Source organism: Kitasatospora gansuensis (assembly GCF_014203705.1).
Taxonomy (GTDB): domain Bacteria; phylum Actinomycetota; class Actinomycetes; order Streptomycetales; family Streptomycetaceae; genus Kitasatospora; species Kitasatospora gansuensis.
Window position 1 is genome coordinate 7,461,085 of sequence record NZ_JACHJR010000001.1, and the last position, 20,328, is coordinate 7,481,412.

Annotated in this window: 14 protein-coding genes; 6 read left to right on the plus strand and 8 right to left on the minus strand. The window is 73.1% G+C overall.

Annotation, left to right across the window (positions count from 1 at the left end):
- Positions 1 to 143 precede the first annotated feature (143 nt).
- Positions 144 to 638: a hypothetical protein gene (locus F4556_RS33670; protein WP_184922948.1), complete on the minus strand. Its 495-nt coding sequence runs from the start codon at positions 636 to 638 to the stop codon at positions 144 to 146.
- Positions 639 to 662: 24 nt separating this feature from the next.
- Between F4556_RS33670 and F4556_RS33675 the strand changes: the two genes are divergently transcribed.
- Positions 663 to 1,661: a hypothetical protein gene (locus tag F4556_RS33675; RefSeq protein WP_246511157.1), complete on the plus strand. Its 999-nt coding sequence runs from the start codon at positions 663 to 665 to the stop codon at positions 1,659 to 1,661.
- 335 nt (positions 1,662 to 1,996) lie between these two features.
- Here F4556_RS33675 and F4556_RS39245 read toward each other — a convergent pair whose 3' ends face one another.
- Positions 1,997 to 2,707, minus strand: coding sequence for a transglycosylase family protein (locus F4556_RS39245; protein ID WP_184922950.1), 711 nt, complete (start codon positions 2,705 to 2,707; stop codon positions 1,997 to 1,999).
- A 917-nt stretch (positions 2,708 to 3,624) separates the two neighbouring features.
- Between F4556_RS39245 and F4556_RS33685 the strand changes: the two genes are divergently transcribed.
- From F4556_RS33685 to F4556_RS33695, 3 genes are all read left to right on the plus strand, one after another.
- Positions 3,625 to 4,308 (plus strand): DUF3592 domain-containing protein, encoded by a 684-nt coding sequence (locus tag F4556_RS33685; RefSeq protein WP_184922952.1) that lies wholly within the window; start codon positions 3,625 to 3,627, stop codon positions 4,306 to 4,308.
- A 1,078-nt stretch (positions 4,309 to 5,386) separates the two neighbouring features.
- Positions 5,387 to 6,628: an IS110 family RNA-guided transposase gene (locus F4556_RS33690; protein ID WP_221503758.1), complete on the plus strand. Its 1,242-nt coding sequence runs from the start codon at positions 5,387 to 5,389 to the stop codon at positions 6,626 to 6,628.
- 107 nt (positions 6,629 to 6,735) lie between these two features.
- Complete coding sequence (locus F4556_RS33695) at positions 6,736 to 7,095, plus strand: hypothetical protein (protein ID WP_184922956.1); 360 nt, start codon at positions 6,736 to 6,738, stop codon at positions 7,093 to 7,095.
- A 394-nt stretch (positions 7,096 to 7,489) separates the two neighbouring features.
- Here F4556_RS33695 and F4556_RS33700 read toward each other — a convergent pair whose 3' ends face one another.
- The gene (locus F4556_RS33700) at positions 7,490 to 7,969 is read right to left on the minus strand and encodes a ricin-type beta-trefoil lectin domain protein (RefSeq protein WP_184922959.1); all 480 of its coding nucleotides are present in this window, start codon (positions 7,967 to 7,969) and stop codon (positions 7,490 to 7,492) included.
- A gap of 334 nt (positions 7,970 to 8,303) precedes the next feature.
- On the opposite strand from F4556_RS33700, the gene F4556_RS33705 reads away from it, so the two are divergent.
- Positions 8,304 to 8,834 (plus strand): hypothetical protein, encoded by a 531-nt coding sequence (locus tag F4556_RS33705; RefSeq protein WP_184922961.1) that lies wholly within the window; start codon positions 8,304 to 8,306, stop codon positions 8,832 to 8,834.
- A 563-nt stretch (positions 8,835 to 9,397) separates the two neighbouring features.
- Here the strand turns inward: F4556_RS33705 and F4556_RS33710 are convergent.
- A complete protein-coding gene (locus tag F4556_RS33710; protein WP_246511158.1) occupies positions 9,398 to 10,216 on the minus strand; it encodes a helix-turn-helix transcriptional regulator in 819 nt (272 codons plus the stop codon).
- A gap of 477 nt (positions 10,217 to 10,693) precedes the next feature.
- Here F4556_RS33710 and F4556_RS33715 point away from each other — a divergent pair, with 477 nt between their 5' ends.
- On the plus strand, positions 10,694 to 13,678 hold the full coding sequence (locus F4556_RS33715) for an AAA family ATPase (RefSeq protein ID WP_184922963.1): 2,985 nt from the start codon (positions 10,694 to 10,696) through the stop codon (positions 13,676 to 13,678).
- Positions 13,679 to 13,685: 7 nt separating this feature from the next.
- Here F4556_RS33715 and F4556_RS33720 read toward each other — a convergent pair whose 3' ends face one another.
- Genes F4556_RS33720 through F4556_RS33735 form a run of 4 tightly spaced genes read right to left on the minus strand, consistent with a single transcriptional unit; the run spans position 13,686 to position 20,309 of the window.
- A complete protein-coding gene (locus tag F4556_RS33720; RefSeq protein WP_184922965.1) occupies positions 13,686 to 15,200 on the minus strand; it encodes a hypothetical protein in 1,515 nt (504 codons plus the stop codon).
- A complete protein-coding gene (locus F4556_RS33725) occupies positions 15,197 to 16,894 on the minus strand; it encodes a hypothetical protein (RefSeq protein ID WP_184922967.1) in 1,698 nt (565 codons plus the stop codon). Before F4556_RS33725 ends, F4556_RS33720 begins: the two co-directional genes overlap by 4 nt.
- Positions 16,885 to 19,227 carry a hypothetical protein gene (locus F4556_RS33730; protein ID WP_184922969.1) on the minus strand — a complete coding sequence of 781 codons (2,343 nt, stop codon included), beginning with the start codon at positions 19,225 to 19,227 and terminating at the stop codon, positions 16,885 to 16,887. The genes F4556_RS33725 and F4556_RS33730 overlap by 10 nt, the downstream gene beginning before the upstream one ends.
- On the minus strand, positions 19,224 to 20,309 hold the full coding sequence (locus F4556_RS33735; protein ID WP_184922971.1) for an LLM class flavin-dependent oxidoreductase: 1,086 nt from the start codon (positions 20,307 to 20,309) through the stop codon (positions 19,224 to 19,226). Before F4556_RS33735 ends, F4556_RS33730 begins: the two co-directional genes overlap by 4 nt.
- Between the last annotated feature and the right edge of the window lie 19 nt (positions 20,310 to 20,328).

A 20,328-nucleotide genomic window follows, 5' to 3' on the forward strand; every position in this document is an offset into this window, starting at 1 on the left:
CTTGCGGTGGCGGTCCAGGATGTCCTGAGGAGAGGCGGGTCCGGGGATCCGGTTGGTTGGGTGCGGGAAGGGTTCTGTGGGTTCGTCTTGCTGCAGGGGCCGGCTCGCGGCTCCGCCGTCGAGGGGGAGCACCGGGCCGGTATTCAGCGCTGAAGGCCGTAGGTCGGATCGTCGGTGATCCGCACCTGCTGCGGGGCGTTGCGGGGGAACGTCCAGATCTGGCCGGCAGTGCTGGTGGCGGTCACCGAGGTCGCGTCCAGCGTGACCTTGCTGAACGGGTTCGAGGAGCAGGACACCGCCACCCATTCCAGGGTGCTGTCGTCGTCGTCCCGGGTCAGGGCGACCCATCCCATACTTCCGTGGTTCGCGGACTCGCCGCTCAGGGCGCGGCTGCCGAGGTAGGTGCACGAGTCGTGGGTCGAGTCGATGTCCATCCAGTCGTCGGGGGTCCATGCGGTGGCCCGTAGGAGCTCGCGCCACAGGTAGCTGTCCGGACCGTTGTGCGAGGAGAACCTCACCAGCTCCATCACGGTCAGCGACCCGTCGGCGAACATGACGAAATCGCCGCTGGGGGCCTCGCGGGCGCGCCAACGCGCCTGTACCTGACTGGTGTTCGGTATCCCGTCGATGGAAGTCATGCCCGTCATGATGGCAGGGCGCGGTTGGCGAAGATCCGCTTGGACGCCAGCCTCCCGGGCATGGCTTCATCCCCCCACCCTCTGCGGTTCGTCACGCGGCTCGTCGACGGACACATCTGTGCCTACGACCTGACTGCCGATGCCTGGGGCGTGCTGTCGCCCGTCGTGTCCTTTCAGCCGTCTCCCGATGACAGCGTCGTTGACCACGCCGTTTCCTCCGACTTCCAGCACGCCTACTACGCGACCCTCAACGCGGTCGTCTGCGTGTCGGCGGACGGGGCCGAGGTCTGGCGGTCGCCGCTCGACCCGGCGTCGGACCAGCCGTTCGGGCACCGGCCCAACTGCCTGCTGTCGGTGGACGAACGCGTGGTGTGGGTCTACCGCCCTGACGCCATGGCCGAGCGTGACCGACCCGACCAGTGGGCCGCCCTGGACGCCGGGACCGGAACGGTCCTCGCACAGGCGGACCTCCAGACGGTCGGGCACGGCGGTGAGCAGCTACCGCACCCGACGAGCGGTCAGGTCCTTCTCAACGTGGGTGAGGGGCAGGACGGTTCGGTCATCTACCGTGCCTCGCTGACCGGAGCCCGGATCGATCTCACCGAGTACCCCTGGGTCGACCGGTGCCTCATCGCCCTGTCGCCCGACGGGCACCAGTTCATGACCGTCGACCACGGGCAGGCCGACATCGCCCTCCACAGCTACCCCGATGGCGAGGTGGCCTTCTCCCTCACCGTCGACGCCTTCGGACACGACCCGGACGAGGTCTACCTGGAGTGGAGCGGCGGCTACCTGACCCGGGACACCGTCGTCGTCACCCTCCTCGGCGAAACCGAGGACGAGCAGGAGTGGTTCCGCCACTACCGCGTCGATGTGCCCTCGGGCCAGGTCCTCGGCGAGTTCGACGCCCACTCGGAGAACCCGTACGACATCCACCCCCTCGGAGACGGATCCTGGCTCACCGCAGACCCGTCCGGGCACCCGATGCGCTGGACCGACGCACAGGAACCCGAAGGCTCTTGACCCTGACGTGGCGTCAGCTGGAGCGACCAAGCCTGAGACTGCGGTCGTGTTCACCGAAGGCTGTTCAGCCGACGGAGGACGGCCTGCCGGCTCCTGCTCGATCACCTGCCGGAGGAGGTCCATGTCGCGGCGGGCCTCGATCTCCTCACGCACAATCTCGGCCAGGACGTCGGGCAGCAGCGCCTCGGCCTGGGTGGTCGTGCCTGGTGCCCGGCCATGTTCCGCTTCTCCTGATCACACCACCCACGTGCACGCCACGGATACGACCAAGCCTCCCTTCGCTGACCGAGGTCAGTGAAGGGAGGCTTGGTCGTCTGCCGGTACCGACCGTCAGGTCAGATGCTCAGCACCTGGCCGGGCAGGATCAGGTCGATGTCGCCACCGATGACGGCGGCGTTGCTGGTGTAGAGGGTGTTGACGTTCACGCCGTGGTCGGCGGCGATGGCGTTCAGGGTGTCACCGCTCTTGACGGTGTAGCTGCCACCGGTGCTGTTCTGCACGGGAGCGGCCGGAGCGGTCTTCTCGACGGGCTTGCGCTCGGTGCTGCGCGAGGCCGCCGGGGTGTCGTTCTTCGGCGCGGCCTTGGTGGTCTGGTCCGCCGTCTTGGTGGACTTCGCCGGGGCGGCGGCAGCGGAGGTGTCGACCTGGGCCGCGGAGCCGCCCTTGGTCAGGCCGGCCTTGACGGAGCAGACCGGCCAGGCGCCGGGGCCCTGGGAGGCGAGCACCTTCTCGGCGACGGCGATCTGCTGGCCCTTGCTCGCCTGGTCGGCGGAGGCGGCGTACTGGGTGCCGCCGAACGCGGCCCAGGTGCTCGGGGTGAACTGCAGGCCGCCGGAGAACCCGTTGCCCGTGTTGATGTTCCAGTTGCCGGTGCTCTCGCACTGGGCGACGGAGTCCCAGGTCGAGCTGGACGCGGCAGAGGCCGACGTGGCCGTGACGAGGCCCGCCACCGGGAGAGCGGCCACAGCGCCGCCCATCAGGACCATCCGCAGGCGGTTGCGCTTGGCGGAGGTGGTGGCAGCGGTGGTCTCGTTACGGAAGGTCATGCAGATCCTCTCGGAAGCCCCGGACGGACAGCACGAAGCAGCCCCGCACGGGGGTGTACTCCGAGATGTCGCACGTAGCGGGCGGCTGCTCACGTGTCCGACGTGGACTGCCGCCCCGGTCACCTTCACCGCGAGTGCCCGGCCGCCTGGTGGGCGGGGGCCGCGGGTGGTGAACCCGGGTGGTGCGCTGTGCACTGGTTACGAAGCTACGAGCCATCGGGGGCGTCGGGCAAGCATGTCGGTGAAATCGCAGCTCAGGGCGGGGTTACCGAAGGTACGGCCGGGACTGGACCCCCGATTTCAAGGGCCGGCCGGGTCCTCCGGAAGATCGTTCCGGGCCCCACTGTGCCCGCCGTCACCCCACGCGGGTGGTGACGCCGGGCACCTCGTCGACCCAGCGCGAGGACGCGGGCACGGATGGTCGGATTCGGCGGCGCCCGCAGTGGCCGCCCTCACAACCGTCTCCCCGGAGCCCGGCCGGCCCGTCGGCCGGCCATCGCGGGCACGGCAGGAACGCATCGACACCGCACCTCCGGGTACGGCCCACCGACACGGGTGGGGCAGGGCCGACGGCCCTCCCCCACCCGGCCCCGGGAGTGCTGGTATCGGTCCAGGGCGCGTAGTCGGCCAGCGGGCGGTGAGCGTGGACATCGCGGTGCCGGGCTGCCGGTCCGGTTCTCGGGCCGGGTGAGGAGGCCGCGGCCGTAGTCGAGGCGGGCCGCGCCGGCGGCGCAGCGGGGCGAGGGTGCGGTAGGCGGTCGTCCGGGAGGCCTGCTTCGCGCTGGCCGTCTCCCCTGACGAGTTCGACCTCTGCCGGCCCCGGCCGAGCGGTGAGCGGGGGCGGTACCGGAGCACTCCGGTTCCGCCCCCGGTGCCGTTCCCTTGTTGGATGGCTGACGGGCCGTCACCATGGGCTGATGGAAGCCGAGTCGGTCCGATTCGTCGACCGTGCGCCGGTGCGTGGCGCGGCCGCGCTCGTTCTGCTGTTCGCCCTGCCCGCAGCACTGGTCGGCCTCGACCGGGCCGTCGTCGCACTGCACGGTCGCGGTATCGACCCGCTGACGGGCGGAGCGATGATGCTCGCCGTGATCCTGCTGATGGGGCTGATCGGCGGGCTGGTCGCGGTCTGTGTCCCGTTCGGACGCGCAGCCGTGGTCCTGCTGGTCCTGGGATCGCTGCTGCTGTTCGTCGGCATCGGATTCCGGTGGTTCGCCGTCACCGCGGATGCCGACCGGCAGGCCCTGCACGACCGGGGTGTGGTGGCGGCCGCCGTGGTCCGCAGCCACTACCAGGTGGACAGGAGCGGCGGGGGGCTGGATGCGCAGGTGGTCTTCTACAGCGACGTCCAGCTGGCCGACGGCTCGGTGCTCTCCGTCGAGTCGGCCCGCTCCGCCCGTCCGGCCGTGGGCGGGGAGGTCATGGTCACCTACGACCCCCAGGACCGGGCCCCGGCCCGCTTCGGCTCGCGCCCCGGCCCGCCCGACGGCACCGCCGTCACTGTCAACCAGGCGGTGGCCATCGCGGCCGCCCTCGCCCTGGCCGCCGCCCTGCTCGCCCCGCGCGGCACATCCCCCGGCCGCGTCAGACGGTCAGCGCGGTGAGGGTGGCCGAGGCCAGTGCGTACGCGCGGAGCGCGAGGCCGGTGAACGGCCGGGGCGCCGACGGCCCGGTCAGGTAGTCGGCGGCAGCGGCCCCGAGCCAGGCCAGGATCGCGCCGTACAGGACCGTGTCCCATCGGAGGCCGGCGGCCAGCAGAGGGCGGAGACCGCCGACGAGCGCTGCGAGGCGTGTTGGCCGTGCCCGGGGAAGGCCGCGGCCCGCCTGACCAGTACCCGCCCTCGAAGGTGAACCCGGTGCCTGAGCAACCGCAGTCGCCGGAGTGCCGCTCCGGCTGCCGGCCACCCGGGCAGTCGGCGGGCTCCTGGTGGACCGGCACGTAGAGCCCTTCGCCCTGGTCGTCCCAGGTCATGGTCTCCATGACCATCCCGGTGCTGCCGCACCCGCCCGTGCAGAAGGGGTCGTGCGGCTCGTCCGGGTACGGCGCCCCGTCCTCGCCCTGGTCGTAGTGGACTTCGCCGAGGATGTCGGCGGCCCGCTGCAGCAGAGACTCGTCAAACTTCGATGAGACGGGTCACCGGCGCCCGGGTGGGATGTCCAAGCCCTGTCTCAGGCCGGGCGCGGAACGCTCCCACCAGGGGAAAAAGGATGGGACTGTCCTAATCCGTAGTGAAGGCGGTTCCAGATCGCCCTGGTTTGGGGTGCGATCCGGACTGACTTCGGGTGGCGGACACCTTGGACTGTCATGGTCCGCGAGGCCTATCGCTAGAGCGGTGCCGTCACGGCGGTGGGTTTCGCGGTGGTCGCGTGGGTACCGGGCTGATGCCTATGACATCCCCGACCTGCGAGGTCTCAGGAGAGAGGGGTGCTGTCCGGCGCCTTTGGGCCGCCGCGAAACCTGCCGGCGATCGTGTTGTCGTGGTCGTGGTGCGAGCCCGCTCCAGGGATGACCTCTTCTTGATTCCGCGAGCCTTCGAGCTCTGGTGCAGACGGGGGCCCCTGGGGCGCGCTGGTGTCATGAACGGCTACTGAGATGGCGGACCGAAGAGTCCTGGGATTAGGGTGCCGCGTGACCCACATGTGCTCGTGACCTGCGAAAACAGGCAACGTTGGGAGAGTCGGTTGAAGATCTTCTGCGGTATCGACTGGGCCGAATCGCACCACGACGTCGCCCTGGTCGACGACACCGGCGCACTGGTGGCCAAGCGCCGGATCACCGACGACGCGGCCGGCTACCGACTGCTGCTGGACCTGCTCGCCGAGCACGGCGACAGCCCAGAGAGGCCCATTCCGGTGGCGATCGAGACCAGCCACGGCCTGCTCGTCGCCGTCCTGCACACCGGCACCCGGCAGGTCTTCGCGATCAACCCGCTCGCCGCCGCCCGCTACCGCGACCGCCACGGCGTGAGCCGCAAGAAGTCCGACCCGGGCGACGCCCTGGTCCTGGCGAACATCTTGCGCACCGACCTGCCGATGCACCGGCCGCTGCCAGCCGACTCCGACCAGGGCCGGGCCGTCACCGTGCTGGCCCGCGCCCAGCAGGATGCCGTCTGGAACCGCCAGCAGCTCGGTAACCAGATCCGTTCACTCCTGCGCGAGTACTACCCGGCCGCCCTCGAAGCCTTCCAGAGCAAGGCCGGCGGCCTCGCCCGGCCGGACGCCCGGGCCGTGCTCGCCGCCGCGCCGACCCCGGCCCGGGCCGCGAAGCTCTCTCTGACCCAGCTGCGGGCCACGCTCAAGCGCGCCGGCCGCCAACGCGGCATCGACGCCGAGGCCGAACGGCTCCGTGACGTCTTCCGGGCCGAGCACGCCCGCCACCCCGACGCGGTCGAGGACGCCTTCGGCCACCAGTTGGCCGCCCTGCTGAAGCAGTTCGACGCGGCCTGCCAAGCCGGAGACGACCTCGCCGAGGCGGTCGAGGCCGCCTTCCGCGAGCACCCGGACGCGGACATATACCTCAGCTTCCCCGGCCTCGGCGTCCAGCTCGGCGCTCGCCTCCTCGCCGAGATCGGCGATGACCGCACCCGCTTCGCCGACGCCCGCGGCCTCAAGGCCTACGCCGGATCCGCACCCATCACCCGAGCCTCCGGCAAGAAGAGCTACGTCGGCAGACGCATGGTCAAGAACAACCGGCTCATGCACGCCGGATTCCTCTGGGCCTTCTCCTCGCTCCGAGCCTCGCCCGGCGCCGACGCCCACTACCGCCGCCGACGCGAGCACGGAGACTGGCACGCCGGCGCCCAACGCAACCTCCTGAACCGACTGCTCGGCCAGCTCTTCCACTGCCTCCAAAGCCGCCAGCTGTTCGACGAGAACCACGCCTTCACCTCCTCCATTACTTCGTCGATCACGGCCGCTGCTTGATGATGAGGGCGCGGAAAATGGCTCCGCCCGAAGTTCCGTGAAGCCCTGATCATCTACGGTGAACGTTCGACAGGGGACTTGTCGGCGAGGACGTGCAGAATGCGATCATGAGTTACGACCTGGCTGTATGGGAAGGCGAGCGTCCTGACGGCGACGCTGCGGCGCGCGTGGTGTTCACGGACCTCCATGGTGAGTTCATGGGTGGTCGGGGCGTCGAGCCAACAGCGCGTATCAGGACTTTTGTCGAGGCGCTCGTTGCCCGGTGGCCTGACTTGAGCCCGGACGACGAGGACGAGGACGCAAGCCCCTGGTCGGATGGGCCGCTCATCCGGAATGCGAGCGGACCGCTGTTCTACTTCGGGATGGTGTTCAGCAGGTATCAGGAGGCCGCCTCGTATGCCGTCGATGTCGCGCGGTCCTCGGGGCTCATCTGCTTCGATCCGCAGGACGGACGCCTGCTGACCTGAGCCACGTCCGCCAGAGCCAGCAGGCGGAGCCACTTATAACGACCCTCGTCCCCTTGACGACTTAGCTCCCTGAGATGTCTAGCGAAACGGTCGAAACGGGACATGCTGAGACAGGGGTGGGAAAGGTCTGTCCCAGCACGTCGGCCGCTCTGCAGAACGCCATCGATCACGCCGCCGGGGGCGGTCACCCCCGGCGCCAACGGGCGCCACATCTGCTGCATGTGCGCATCGGCCGGGTAGGCGACGGCCTCGATGCCCTCGGGGATGCACAGCATCAGGGGCTTGCCGGGCGGCAGGACGGTGAAGCCGCGCTTCTCGTAGTAGTCGGTGAGGTCGCCCTGCGGCATCATGCCCGCCGCCGCCCGGTGCGGGGCGGGCAGTGCCAGGGGTCCGGTCAGGCGTTGGCGAGGCTGATCTGGTCGTTGAAGACCGCCCAGTGCTGGCCCTGGTCCTTGGGGTCGCAGGGCTTGGTCGAGATGTTCGGCGTGCCCCAGGTGTTGGCCAGGCAGTACGCGGGGGCGAAGGTGAGGGAGATCTGCTGGCCCGTGACCGTCCAGTACTGGCCCTGGTCCTTGGGGTCGCAGGGCTTGGTGGAGACGTCCTGCTTGCCCCAGGTGTTGGCCAGGCAGTAGGCCCGCGCGTTGGTGAGGGAGATCTGCTGGCCCGAGAGGGTCCAGTGCTGGCCCTGGTCCTTGGCGTCGCAGGGCTTCGTGGAGGTGTTCGGAGTGCTCCAGGTGTTGGCCAGGCAGTACAGGCCCGGCGTGCGCAGGGACGGGGCACCGGCGTCCGCGGCCCCCGCCCCGGCGGCCGGCAGGAAGGAGGCGGTCAGAGCCAGTGCGGCAACGGCCAGCGTCTTACGGAATGCGACTGCCATGGAACCCGTCCTTGCGGTAGACGTGCGGCTGCGCGCACGACCAGGAAGCACCCTCCCGGCACGGAAGGGCGCGCAAGGCCATTGGTAGCAGCGAAAGTTGGTTGACGAACAGATCTGCCGGGCCCGTTCACCCCAACGGGCCAGCCAAACAGGATGATCCGACCGGCGCCAGCACCTGCTCCGGGCACAGGCAACCAGGCCGGGGCCGCTCACCGGCCCGAAATTTGGTCTGGCTGGACACGATTCGAGCACCCGACCAGCAGCCGACCGTCGCCTCCGGCGCCGCACTTGACGCCTTGGCTCGCTGAGATGTCTCTCTGCCGTCGACAGTGCGATGAACAGCAACACCCTGCTGCTCACAGCGGATTGCGACGTACTCGTCACGGCCGGGAACAGTCAGGACGTCGTGCATGCCTTCCTGTGCGATGCCCTGTTCGAGCGACTGATGCGTGCCGCCGACGTGCGTCGCAACTGGTACAACCTGACGGACGAGTACGGCAGCGAGCCTTTCAAGCGTCCGCTCCTGCGCGAGGGCTTCCGCGCCACGGTCAGCCCGCCCGATCACGCCGGCTTCCTGGCGCGGCTGCGTTGGATGCTCTGCGAGGCGCACAGCCCCTACGGCCGCCACTACCCGGCGGCGGACGCCGAGCGGCTGGTGTGCGACTTCGCCCGGGAACTCCTCGGCGCGGACGGCCCGGCGTGGTCCTTCGCCGCTGTCAGCCCCGATTTCCTGCGCTCCACCGGCTACCACAGTGGCGAGGAGCCGCTGCGGCCGGTGTACTTCGATGGCTGCGACTCCGACACCGCCACGTTCGTCCACCGGGGCCGCACCTTCCATCTGCCGCTGACGAACGGCTCGCCTTGAGGCGACACCTGAGCTGGTGTCCGGTTCGGGACTGTGACCAGGTGAGTTCGCTGGCGGGCGGCAGCAGGTCCAGCGCACAAAGCCCACGACGGCCTCGACCCCTGGCGCCAACGCCCGCATCGGCAACTGCCCGCATATCAGCGCCCGGGGACAGAAGAGACGTCAACGCCATGGCCGATGTGGCCCGGCGACCAACCATGCGGTCACCAGCTGACGCAGCAACAGAAAGAGCCGGCACCTGGTTTCCCAAGTACCGGCTCTCACAACCGACTTCACAGTCGGGACAATAGGATTTGAACCTGCGACCCCTTGGTCCCCAGATGGTCTGACGAGCCTTCAGCAGGGGATGTCGAGGATTATCCACATCCACCCGAATGCGCTCATCAGCGCTCATGGCGTCTTGTCCCAAGTGTGGTCCCCAGGGTCACTGGCCGCCCGCAGCCACCACCAGCAGACCATGACCTGATGGCGCCTTCAAAAGATCACGCTCACAAGCTTGTTGACCTCTCCGGCCGGTGGCGTCGACCGCGGCTGCCGTCACCCGGGCCTGCCGGCGGGGTGGGTCAGACCTGCGGAGACGGGCCGATCAGGTCGAGGCGGAACGCATTGGCCCCGGCCTGGAACCGGCTTTCGGCGTTGAGTGCGAGGAGGATCGCGGCGATGTGCCGTCGACAGGTACGCAGTGAGACGCCGGTACGGCGGGCGATCGACTCGTCCTTGGCGCCGGCCGCCAACAGTTGCAGGATCTGTAACTTCAGCGGGTCGTCGGCCAGGTTGTCCGGGTCCGTCGAGGAGTCGTCGACGGATTCCTCGGTCCCGAGGGCCTGCGCGGGCGGCGTGGACCGCTCGGCGGGCAGCGCGGTGGACCAGGCGGCCTCGAAGAGGAGTCGGGCGAGCCGGACGGCGGTCGGTTCGCGGAGGATCGCGACTGCCGGTTCGCCTCCCGGCACGGGCTGTGGCACCAAGGCGATCCGATCGTCGACCAGCAGGATCTCCTGCGGGAGGCCGGGGCTGCTCCGCACCTCGGACTCCCCGGTCCACGGGTGGGCCGCCAGCAGCTGGCCAGCGCGGGCGGCGTCGGGTACCGAGTCCAGCAGGGCCCGCACCCGCACCCCGCCGGACAGCTCGGCCAGCCCTCGGCCGAGCAGCGGCGCGAGCACGGACGGCCGTCGGCCGCCGGACCGCAGCCAGCCCACCTCGGACCGGCAGTCGGTGGCCAGGGAGTGGAGCAGCGCCGAGAGCGGTTCGGTGCCGACGGTGCGTTCGGTGGCCGGTCCGTCGAAGGCGGCGGAGACCTGCTTCTGCATCGTCAGCAGGGAGTCCAGCCGGCCCCCCGCCAGGTCGAGCACCGACCGCCAGTAGTTGCTCTCGCTGGCGAGCAAGGCGTGGAGTCCCGACGCAGCCGCTTCGGCCGGGGCCGGCCACCGGGCGGCTGCCCGAACGGCGGCGGGGGTGACGGCGGGTGCCGCGCCGGCCGACCGGCTCCGATCGGGCGCGGATCCAAGCGGGGCGCATCCGAGAGCTGCGTGGCCAAGAGGTGCGGGGCCGTGGGGGGTTGGGCACTGGCAGGTGCTGGGAGTGAACGCAGGTGGTGCCATGTCCGCCGCTGCCGCGCGGATGTGCGTCAAGACTGCTCCTGGATGAGGGGGATGAACGAGGTCCGCAGTCGCCGTTCCTGTGGTGGTGGGGCGGTGACGTCGCCGAATCTAGGGGCGAGGAGATTCGCCGGGCATCCGCAGAACTACCTAACTCATATACGTAGTGATGATCAGTCACCTAAGGTGAGCCATGGTCGGGCACGGTCCCGACGGCTGGGGAGCTCTGCTGGACCGGCGCTGGTGCGAGGTGGGGCGGGGCCTGTGGACTTACCGGACGCTGGTTCGGAGCGGTCGGCCGGGCTGGTCGGCCGGTCTGTCGAACTCGGACAGCTGGCACGCGCGGTCGACCAACTGCTGGGCGGTTCCGGTGGAATCCTGGAGATCGCCGGTGAGCCGGGCGTCGGCAAGACCCGCCTGCTCCTGGAGCTGTCGGCCGACGCCCGCTCGCGCGGCGTCCAGGTCCTGGAGGGCCGGGCGACCGAAGCCGAGAACGCGTTGGGGTTCGGGATCTACCAGGACGCGCTGGGCGACCGGTTCCGTGCCGAGGCCGCCGGACCGCTGCTGCCGACCGGCTTGACCGATCCACTCCAGCCGCTGCTCGGCGACGGCCCGGCAAGCGAGTTCTCTGCCGACCGGCCCGTATCCACCGGCGCCGAGCGGGTGCGGATCCACCAGCGGGTGCGCTCGCTGCTCGGCCGGTGGGCCGAGCAGGCGCCGACCCTGCTGATCCTGGACGATGCCCACTGGGCCGACCCGGGATCGGTCGAGCTCACCGAGCATCTGATCCGCCATCGGGTGCCCGGGCCGCTGCTGCTGGCCATCACCCACCGCCCCCGGCAGACGGCGCTGCGGCTGCTCGACGTGCTCGGCCGGGCCGACCAGAGCGGCCCGGCCGAGCGGGTCGAGGTCGGACCGCTGTCCGCCGCCGAGTCCGCCGCCCTCGCCCGCCTGGCCGGCGGCAGCGGGCAGCCGACCGGGCAGGCCGACGGCCGACCGCAGCACTGGGACGAGATCCACCGGGAGAGCGGCGGCAACCCGCTTCTGCTGCTCGCTCTCGCCGACCTGGCAGGGAGCGGCGAAGCGGGTGACGCCCGCCCGGCCGGGACCGGCGGCCGGACACTCGGCCAACCGGCGGCGGTGCTGCTGGGCGAGCTCGCCCTGGTGCCCGACGACGGTCGGCTGCTCACCGCCGCCGCCGCGGTGCTCGGCGAGCGCTTCCTGGTCGAGGCGATGGCGGAGGTGGCCGAACTCGGTACGGAGCGGGCCCACCGCGCGGCCACCGCCCTGATCCGGCGCGACATCCTGCGCCCGGTCCCGGGCACACCCCAGCTGACGTTTCGTCACCCGGTCCTGCGCCGGCTGGTCTACCAGCACGCCGACCCGGTCTGGCGGGTCGGTGCACACCGTCGCGCGCTCGCCCGGCTGACCCGCGCCGACGCCCCTGCGGTGGAGCGGGCCCGGCACGCCGAACGATGCCTGGTGGACGCCGACCCGCAGGTCGTCCGGATCCTGGAGGAGGCGGCCGAGGCGGCGCTCCGCACCGCCCCGGGCGATGCCGCACGCTGGCTCGGCGTCGCACTGCAGGCCATCCCCGGCACCCCCGCCGAACAGGACCGCCGGCTCCGGCTCGAGATCGCGCGCACCCTCGCGCTGGCCGCCTCGGGGCGGCTCTCGGAGAGCCGCGACCTGTTGCACGAGGTGCTGGCACGGGTGCCGACCGACCCACTGGACCGGCGGCTGGAGACCGCGACGTTGTGCGCCCGTACGGAGCGCATGCTCGGCCACTACTCCGAGGCCGAGGCCCTGCTGCGCGGCGAGCTGCCCAGGATCGAGGGCTGGTCCTCGCCCCAGGCGGTCGGCCTGATGACCGAGTACGGCACGGTGGCCCTGCTCACCGGAGGCTTCGCGGAGGCCGACCCGTTCGTTGGACGGGCGGTCCTGATGGCCCGTGAGCTCGGCGACCCGCCGGCCGAGGCGATGGCCCTCGCCGTCCGCGGACTCGGCAGCATCTGCCTCGGCCGGGTCGACCAGGCCCGCCGGGAGCTGGCGGCCGGGGCCGCGCTGGCCGACCGCCTCTCGGACGCCGACCTCGCCCGGGAGCCGGAGGCACTCGGTCAGCTGGGCTGGGGCGAGCTGTTCGCCGAGCAGTACACCGACGCGGCCCGCCACCACGACCGGGGCCTGCGGCTGACCCGCAGGAACGGCCAGGACCACGTGGTGCCGCACCTGCTGATCGGCATCGGTTTCCGACAGCTCTGGACGGGCGAGCTGGACCGGGCCGTGCGGACCGCCGAGGAGGCCGAGGAGGTCTCCAGGGAACTCGGCAGCCGCGAGCTGATGGCGTTGTCGATGGCGCTCCGCGCGGCGGCGATGGACTCGACCACCCGGCCCGCCGTCGACGGACCGGTGCTGGTGCTCGCCGAGCGGGCCGTCCGGCTGGCCCCGAGCGAGGGCTGGTGGAGCCGGAGCACGGCGGCCGTCCACGCACAGGCCCTGCTGGCGGCCGGTCAGGCCGAACGCTGCGCCCGGGTGCTGCTGGACGCCGGGGGCGGCCCCGAGCTGCCGCGCACCCAGGTGATCCTCCGACCGCTCTGGTACGCCCTGCTGTCGGCTGCCGCGCTGGCCACCGGGGACGTCGCGGAGGCCGACGCCTGGGCCGCGCTCGCGGACACCGTGGCCAACCGCCTCGGACTCCGCGGCCCGCAGGGCTTCGCCCGCCGGGCCGGAGGTCTGGTCGCCGCCGCCCGCGGCGAGCCCTCCCGGGCCGTGGAGTACCTCGCGGCGGCGGCAGGGTGGTTCCAGGAAGCCGGATTCGCCGTCCAGCGCGCGCTGACCCTGGTCATCGGCGCCCCGATCGCGGCCGCCGTCGGGGACCGCCGCCAGGCCGACGCGTGGCTGGACGAGGCCGACCGGCTGGCCGCCGAGACGGGCGCGGGTTCGATCGCCGCGCAGGCCGCCGCCGTCCGCCGCGGCCTGCTCGAACGGTCCGGGACGGCCGGGCAGGCCCCGCCGGACCCCGGACCCGGGCTGGCGCTGCTCACCAAGCGGGAGCGGCAGATCGCCGCGCTCGCGGTCGAGGGCACCCGTACCCGGGAGATCGCCGACCGGCTCTTCCTCAGTCCTCGTACGGTCGACACCCATCTCGCGAAGATCTACCGCAAGCTCGGCGTGACCTCCCGGACGGCACTGGGTGCGCTGCTGGCCGCCGAGGGCGGTCGGCAGGCGCTCGGCGTGGACGGCCCGTAGGGCCCGGTCACGGGCGCAGGTCGAGCATGGGCTCGGCGTACCGGGTCGCGCCGCAGGCCGTCAGGAACACCGGGGACTCCGCCTCGGGCAGGCGCAGCAGGTCGGCGAGCCGGTGCTCGTCGAAGGAGCGCGCGGGGCGGGCGAACAGGCCGTGCGCCGCCGCGCCGAGGGTCAGCCCGTGCGAGACCCAGCCGCACCAGACCTGGAGCAGACCCCAGGCGGCCGGCCCGAGATCCTCGATCAACGCCCGCAGGTCGGTGGAGAAGACCCAGACCGCGGTGGCGTGCCGGACCCCGCAGTCGTTGGCCGGGGTGAGCGGGTAGCCGAAGAGCGCCTCCAGTCGGCGCGGCAGCTCCGGGTCGGCCTCGGCCGGCCGCAGGACGCCGTCGGTGAACCCGTACCGGCCGGTGGGCAGACCGGCCAGCCGCTGCGACACCACGGTGACCCTGACCCGGGCGGCCACCTCGCGCAGCGCGGCCGGTGCCGGGGCCGCCGCCCAGGCCAGCAGGTCCCGCAGGCAGTCCTCGCCACGGGTGACCGGCCGGGCGGAGAACCCGCTCAGCGGGTGCGGCACCCGGCCCGCCGACCTGTTCCACCAGACCCGGGCCCAGTCCTGGTCCGCCTTCTCGGCGCCGGGCCGAGGAAGGTCGGGGAGCGCGCGGCCGGGGCCGGCGGCGGTCGCGGGCGCGGTCAGCCGGGGGGCCACGGCGGCGGCGGTCTCGGCGAGGCTGGGATGGCCGGTCTCCATGTCGAGCAGGGCGTCCAGCTCCGCGTCGAGCGCCCCGCCGCCGACCGGTTCCAGCGGGCCGGCCGGCGGCAGCGGGCCCACCTCGTGCAGCGTGACCAGCACCGGCGCCGACCAGCTCCCCGGGCCGGTCGCGGCCACCAGCGCGGCGGCCTGGGCCACCTCGGGCCCGGACACCTGTACCGACGCCCGCAGCCCGAACAGCTCGGCCGTCGTCAGCAGGCTGCGCAGGTTGATGCCGACCTCCAGGTCCGCCAAGGCGCAGCGCAGTACGCCGTAGGGCGTCGGCAGATCGGTGTGGCGGCCGGCCAGCACCACGGTCAGGTCGTCGGGGGCGGGGCGCGGAGCGGGGGCCCCGGCCGGGTCGAGGTCGACCACGGCGTGCCGGTACGGGTCGAGGTACCCGGCCGGACCCTCGGCCGACACCGTGAAGACGTGCACCGGGAACTTGCTGCGGACGGAGGCCGTCACCCGGTGGTCGTTCGCCGGATTGGACGGCTCACGGCGCAGCGGACCGAAGGCCGCCGCCAGGACGGCGCCGACCCGTTGCCACCCGGTGGCCCCGGCCGGCCCGACCCGGCCGGCCGGGTACGGGGTGGCGGCCAGCAGGTCGTGCGCGTGGACGGGCAGTGGGCGGCCCCGGTCGCCACGGGCCGACCGCGGCGGCAGGCAGGCGGTGGTCGGCACCCGCTCGTCCACGGTGATCGGATCGTGCAGCAGGCCGCGCAGCGGCCCCTGACGCAGCGCGAAGCGGAGCACGTCGGCCGGGTCGGTCACGGTTCCTCCGGGGCTCGGGTGGGAGCGGTGGGCGGGTCGGCCAGCCAGATCAGGCCGCAGGGGAGCGGTACGGGGCCGAGCACCGGGTCGGTGGTGAGCAGGCGGGCGTGGACCGTACGGCCGCGCAGGACCTCCGGGGAGCGGAGCGCGGCGTCGAGGGCGGTGAGTTCGGTCGGGTCGGCCCACTCCAGGGCCCTGGTGCCGACGGTGGCGGCCGCGAGCGGTGCCCGGTCCTGCTGGAGCCCGGCCAGGGCACGGGCCAGGGCGGCCTGGGCGGCGGCTTGGGCGGACGGGCCCCACTGGCGGGCGAGGCGTTCACCGGTGTCCGCGTCGGTGGCCGTGACCAGGGTCCAGTCGGTGCCCGGGAGAGTGCGGCGGCCGAGCAGGACGGGGCGGTCGAAGTACTGCGTGAGGGCCCGGACGAGCGACCGGGCCAGCGGCGTGGCCAGGTCGGACCCGGGCAGCGCCGGGCCGTCGTCGGCTGCCTCGGTGGCCAGGATCCGGAGCAGTCCGTCGAGCAGCCAGCGCCGGGACGACGTCCCGGCGGCGGCCGTGCCCGGCTGGGCGGGATCCTGCCTCGAGTCCTCGGCCGTCGCCCGGAGCAGCCGGAGCAGGGCGTCTCGCCGGGCGTCCTCGGGCTCCGTTCCCCAGCCGACCAGGACGGGCCGCCCCGGCAGCACGATCGCTTCCAACGCCGCCAGGCGGAAAGGGAGTTGGGGAAGATCGAGATCGTCCCGCCACTGTCCGGTGCCGGACCACCGGGAGGTGAGTCGTTCCTCCGGGGTGCGGTCCGCGGAGGAGAGCGGGGGGTCGGCCTCCTCCGGTGCCGGACAGGTGACGGGGGACCAGAGCGGGCCGGCCGGGGGGACGGAGAACGGGTGGGAGGTGGTCCGCAGGGTGCGGCCGTGGACGACGTGCAGGTCGGGGGTGTCGAGGGCGGTCGCGCCGAGCAGGTCGAGAACGCCGCGGGCGGCGAGCGAGCCCGCGAGGGTGGCGGCGTGCAGCGTGGGGGCGCGCCCGGCGGGGTGGCCGTGGGACCAGGCCGCGGCACGCTCGGCGGCGGCCCGGAACGCGTCGGCCTGCGGCACGCCGCGCAGCACCGGGCCGACGATCTGGTGGCCGTCCCCGGCGGGGAGTGGGATGTACGGGGTGTCGGCCGGGAGGCGGGCGGCGAGCTCGGACAGCTCCACGGGCGCCGCGGCGGCCAGGACGGCGGCCGTGGTGCGCGGTGTCGGCCGGTCGGTGACCGTGCCGACGCCCAGGTTCCGCAGTCCACGGGCGGCGCTCCGGGCGGCGGGGCCGTCGCCGAGGACGGCCACCTCGGCCGCGCGCAGGGTGGCGAAGGCGGCGTACGGCTCGGCGCAGTGCTCCTCGTAGTGCGCCAAGGCGTCCCCGTACCGTTCGGCGGTCTCGGGGTCGGGAACCGGCCCGCCGGCCCGGTCGAGGTCGAACAGCAGGCCCTGGTCGAGGAGTGCCGCCAGGACCTGCCGCAGGGCGACCCGCTCGGCCGGCTCGTCGACCGAGCCGAGCAGGTCCGCCGCGTCGGCGCCGTCGGTGAGTTCGCCGAGCCGGTCGTCGAGCAGCCGCTGCAGGGGCGGTGGGGCGGCCAGCACGAAGGTGCGGTCCGCCCGCGCGCAGTAGAGTCCGCGCGCCACCGGCACGAAGTGCGCGCCGGGCCGCAGCTTCACCCGCACGGCCCGGCCCCGTCGTGGAAGCGCCCGCCGGGCGCGCGGTCGTACTCGAGGATCCACTCCAGGGCGTGGGCGCCGTCCTGCACGCCGACCGGGACCTCCTCCAGGTGGCCGCCGGCCGGGAGTTCGCGGACGGTCTCGGCCAGCAGCGCGCTGCCGAGGTCGACGTACCGGGTGCGGTCGGGTGCCGTCGCCGACCGGCCGAGGACGCCGGGGCCGGCCGGGCGTGGCGCGACCAGCAGCAGTTCCTCGGGGACGTCGTGGGCGGCCCGCCAGTCGGCGAGCGCGCAGAGCAGCCCGGGCCCGGTGGCGGTGGGCAGGTCCTCGCCCGGGTACCAGCGGCGGCCCTGGAGGACCACCCGGCCCGCCGTCAGCCTGGGCAGCACGAGTGTTCCGGTGGTGCGGCGCAGGTCGGCAGCGGCGTCGCCGAGCGGGTCGATCCCGAGGCGGCCGGTGCCGTGCAGCCAGAGGGCGATCCGCATCGGCGGCGCGAGCCGGTCGGGCCTGGCCAGGGCAGGGGAGTGCACGACGACCGGCGCACCGTCCCGGTCGAGCAGTTCCAGGGTGTCGGTGCCGGGATCGTGGGCCAGGGTGAGGCCGAGCCAGCCGAGCGGATCGATCCGGTCCTCGAGCAGCGGCGGGCGGTGGTTGCCGTCCAGCCCGTGCAGCCCGCGGTCCTCCAGCAGGACGGCCGGACCCGCGGCGCGGCTCAGCCGATCGGCGAGCCTGGCGTGGGCCCGGCCGCCGAGCATCCGGTCGGTGCCGGTGTACCGCAGCGCGGAACTCCCGCCGCCGGGGTGGTACCCGCGGACCGCGAGCCGGTCGCCGACCGGCCGCACCAGCACCCCGTACGAGGTGTGGGTGCGACGGAACCGCCCGGGAAGTCCGTCGGCGAGGGCGGCCAGTTCCGCCGGGTCGATCCCGACCTCGGCGGGTCCGGACGCGATCCGCTCGCCGAGCGACGTCCGGGCCGCGGCGCGCAGCCGCAGCAGCTCGGTGAGGGAGCCGTCGGCGGGGCCGAAGTCCGCGGCGGTGCCGGGGGTCAGCAGCTGGGACCTGCGGCCGACCACGGCGACCAGGTCGGCGGCGCAGTCGGCCAGCCTGATCCGGGCCCCGGTGCCGAACCGCTCGGTGAAGGCGGCGACCAGCAGCGCTCGGGCCTCGTGCACCGGGTCGGACAGGGCGGCGTACTCCAGCACCAGGGCGAGGTCGTCCAGGGCCGCCCGGTGCGGCGTCGCGGTGATCCCGACCGGCGGCAGCACGTGTTCCTCGGTGACCCGGAGCACGACCGGGTGCGGGAGCAGGGCGTTGAGGCCCTGCTGGTCCCCGGCCAGCCCGGCCAGGGCGTCGGCCGACTGCTGTCCACGGCTCGTGGCAGCGCTGTCCAGTCGCTCCTGCACGTCGGTGAGCAGCCTGGCGGCGCCGGGGTGACGGGTGGTCAGGAAGTCGGCGGCGGCAGCGGCCGGGCGCTCGTCCTGGCCTTCGAACTCCGATCCGCCGACCAGGAGTTGCAGGCGGACCGCCTGGGCGACGAGATCGGCGGCGGCCTCGGGTGTCAGGACGAGCCCGGCAGCCAGCTCCCGGAGCAGCACCTCGGCGGGCAGCGGACCGAGCTCGACCAGGCCGAGCAGCGCCCGGACCTTCCCGGTGACCGCGGTGCTCACCAGCCGGAGCTGCTCGCCGTCACGACGGTAGAAGTGGGCCCGGGCGTTCCGCAGTTGCAGGGTCCAGTTGGCGCGCAGCAGCGGCGGGAGCGGGCCGCCGGCCGCCGGGTCGGGCCCGGCCGACAGTGCGTCGACCGCCATCGCCAGCTGCGGACGGTCCAGCGCCAGAACGGGCCGACCCCGGGCCGGGTCGAGGCCGGGGCGGTCCAACGAGCCGCCGTCCGCGCTCCAGTGGCCCAGGGCGACGGCGGTGTGCGCCGTGGGCGGCCCGATCCGGACCATCGCCCGGGTGAACTGCTCCAGGACGGCGGACTCCAGGGCCGCGGCCTCCTGCTCGGTGGCCTGCTGCTCGCCGGCGGCGAGGTAGCGGCCCACCGGGTCGCCGGGGCGTCCGACGGCGAGCGCCGGGCGGAAGGCGTCCCCGAGCAGGGCCGAGCGGAGCGCGGCGCGTTCCGCTGCCACGGCCGGTCCGTGGGCGGTCGCCACCTGACGTTCGGCCGCCGCCCGGTCCGGGGCGGTGGCCAGCGCGGCCAGGGCGGCCCGCAGGGCGGGCGCGGCGAGGCGGCGGCCGGGGACCCGGCCGAGCAGCGCGACCGGGGTGTCGGCCAGGCCGGTGCCGGCGGGGGCAGGGGCAGGGGCAGGGGCGGGCGCGGTGGTCGCGGGGGCGGTCATGCGGTGGCTCCGGCGGGTTCGGCGGGGGTGGTTCCGGCGGTGAACTGGGGGCGGACCTGCTCGGCGAAGAGCTCCATCGAGCGCATGGCGTCGGTCCCGCCGAAGCCGCCGAAGTCCACCTGCCAGAGGATCCCGTCCGCGCCGACCCGGTCCTGGAAGTGGCCGATCTGGTCGGCGACGTGCTCGGGCGAGCCGACGAAGGCCGTCCCGGTGGCCCGCAGGTCCTTCGCGGTCATGGTGCGGACGACGCTGCCCAGGCCGGTGTACTGCGCGTAGTCGGTGGAGACGGTCTCGTCCCAGGTGTCCAGGGCGGAGGCCCAGACCTTCAGGTACTCGTTCAGGTGCGGGTCGGCGAGCTCGCGGGCCTTCTGGTCGGTCTCGGCGACCACCAGCGGCATGCTCGCCATGACCCGCGGGGTGCCGTCCGGGTGGTGCGCGGCGAACGCCTCGCGGTAGCGGGCGGTCAGCGAGGTGTCGAACTCGCGGCCGGTCGGGGTGATCAGCAGACCGTGGCCGAACCGGCCGATCCGCTCGAAGCTCTCCGGAGTCTGCACCGCGGCGACCCAGAACGGCGGCCGCGGGCTCTGGGTCGGCCGGGGGAGCACGGTGGCGTCCTTGAACGAGAAGTACGGGGTGTCCTCGGTGACCTGCTCCTCGGTCAGCAGCCGGTGCACCGCGTCGATCGTCGCCTCGAAGCGCTGCCGGCTGCCGTCCATCGGCACCTGGAAGGTCTGGAACTCGTGCGGCAGGTAGGCCCGGGCGAAGCCGACCTCCAGGCGTCCGTTGCTGATCGCGTCGACCATGGCGATGTAGGAGGCGAGTTTCACCGGGTGGTGGAAGACCGGCAGGGTGCAGCCGGTGATCAGCCGGATCTGCCGGGTCTGCGCGGCCACCGCGGCCAGGAAGGTCAGCGGGCTCGGGCAGTAGCCGCCGTAGGCGTGCAGGTAGTGCTCGGTCATCTTGACGTAGTCCAGTCCGGACTCGTCCGCCAGCCGGCAGAGGTCGAAGACCTCCCGGTAGTAGTCGACCGGGGACTTGGTCTCGGGTGAGGAGTCGGGGAGGAAGGAGACGCCGAAGCGCATGGTGTTGCTCCTAACGGGG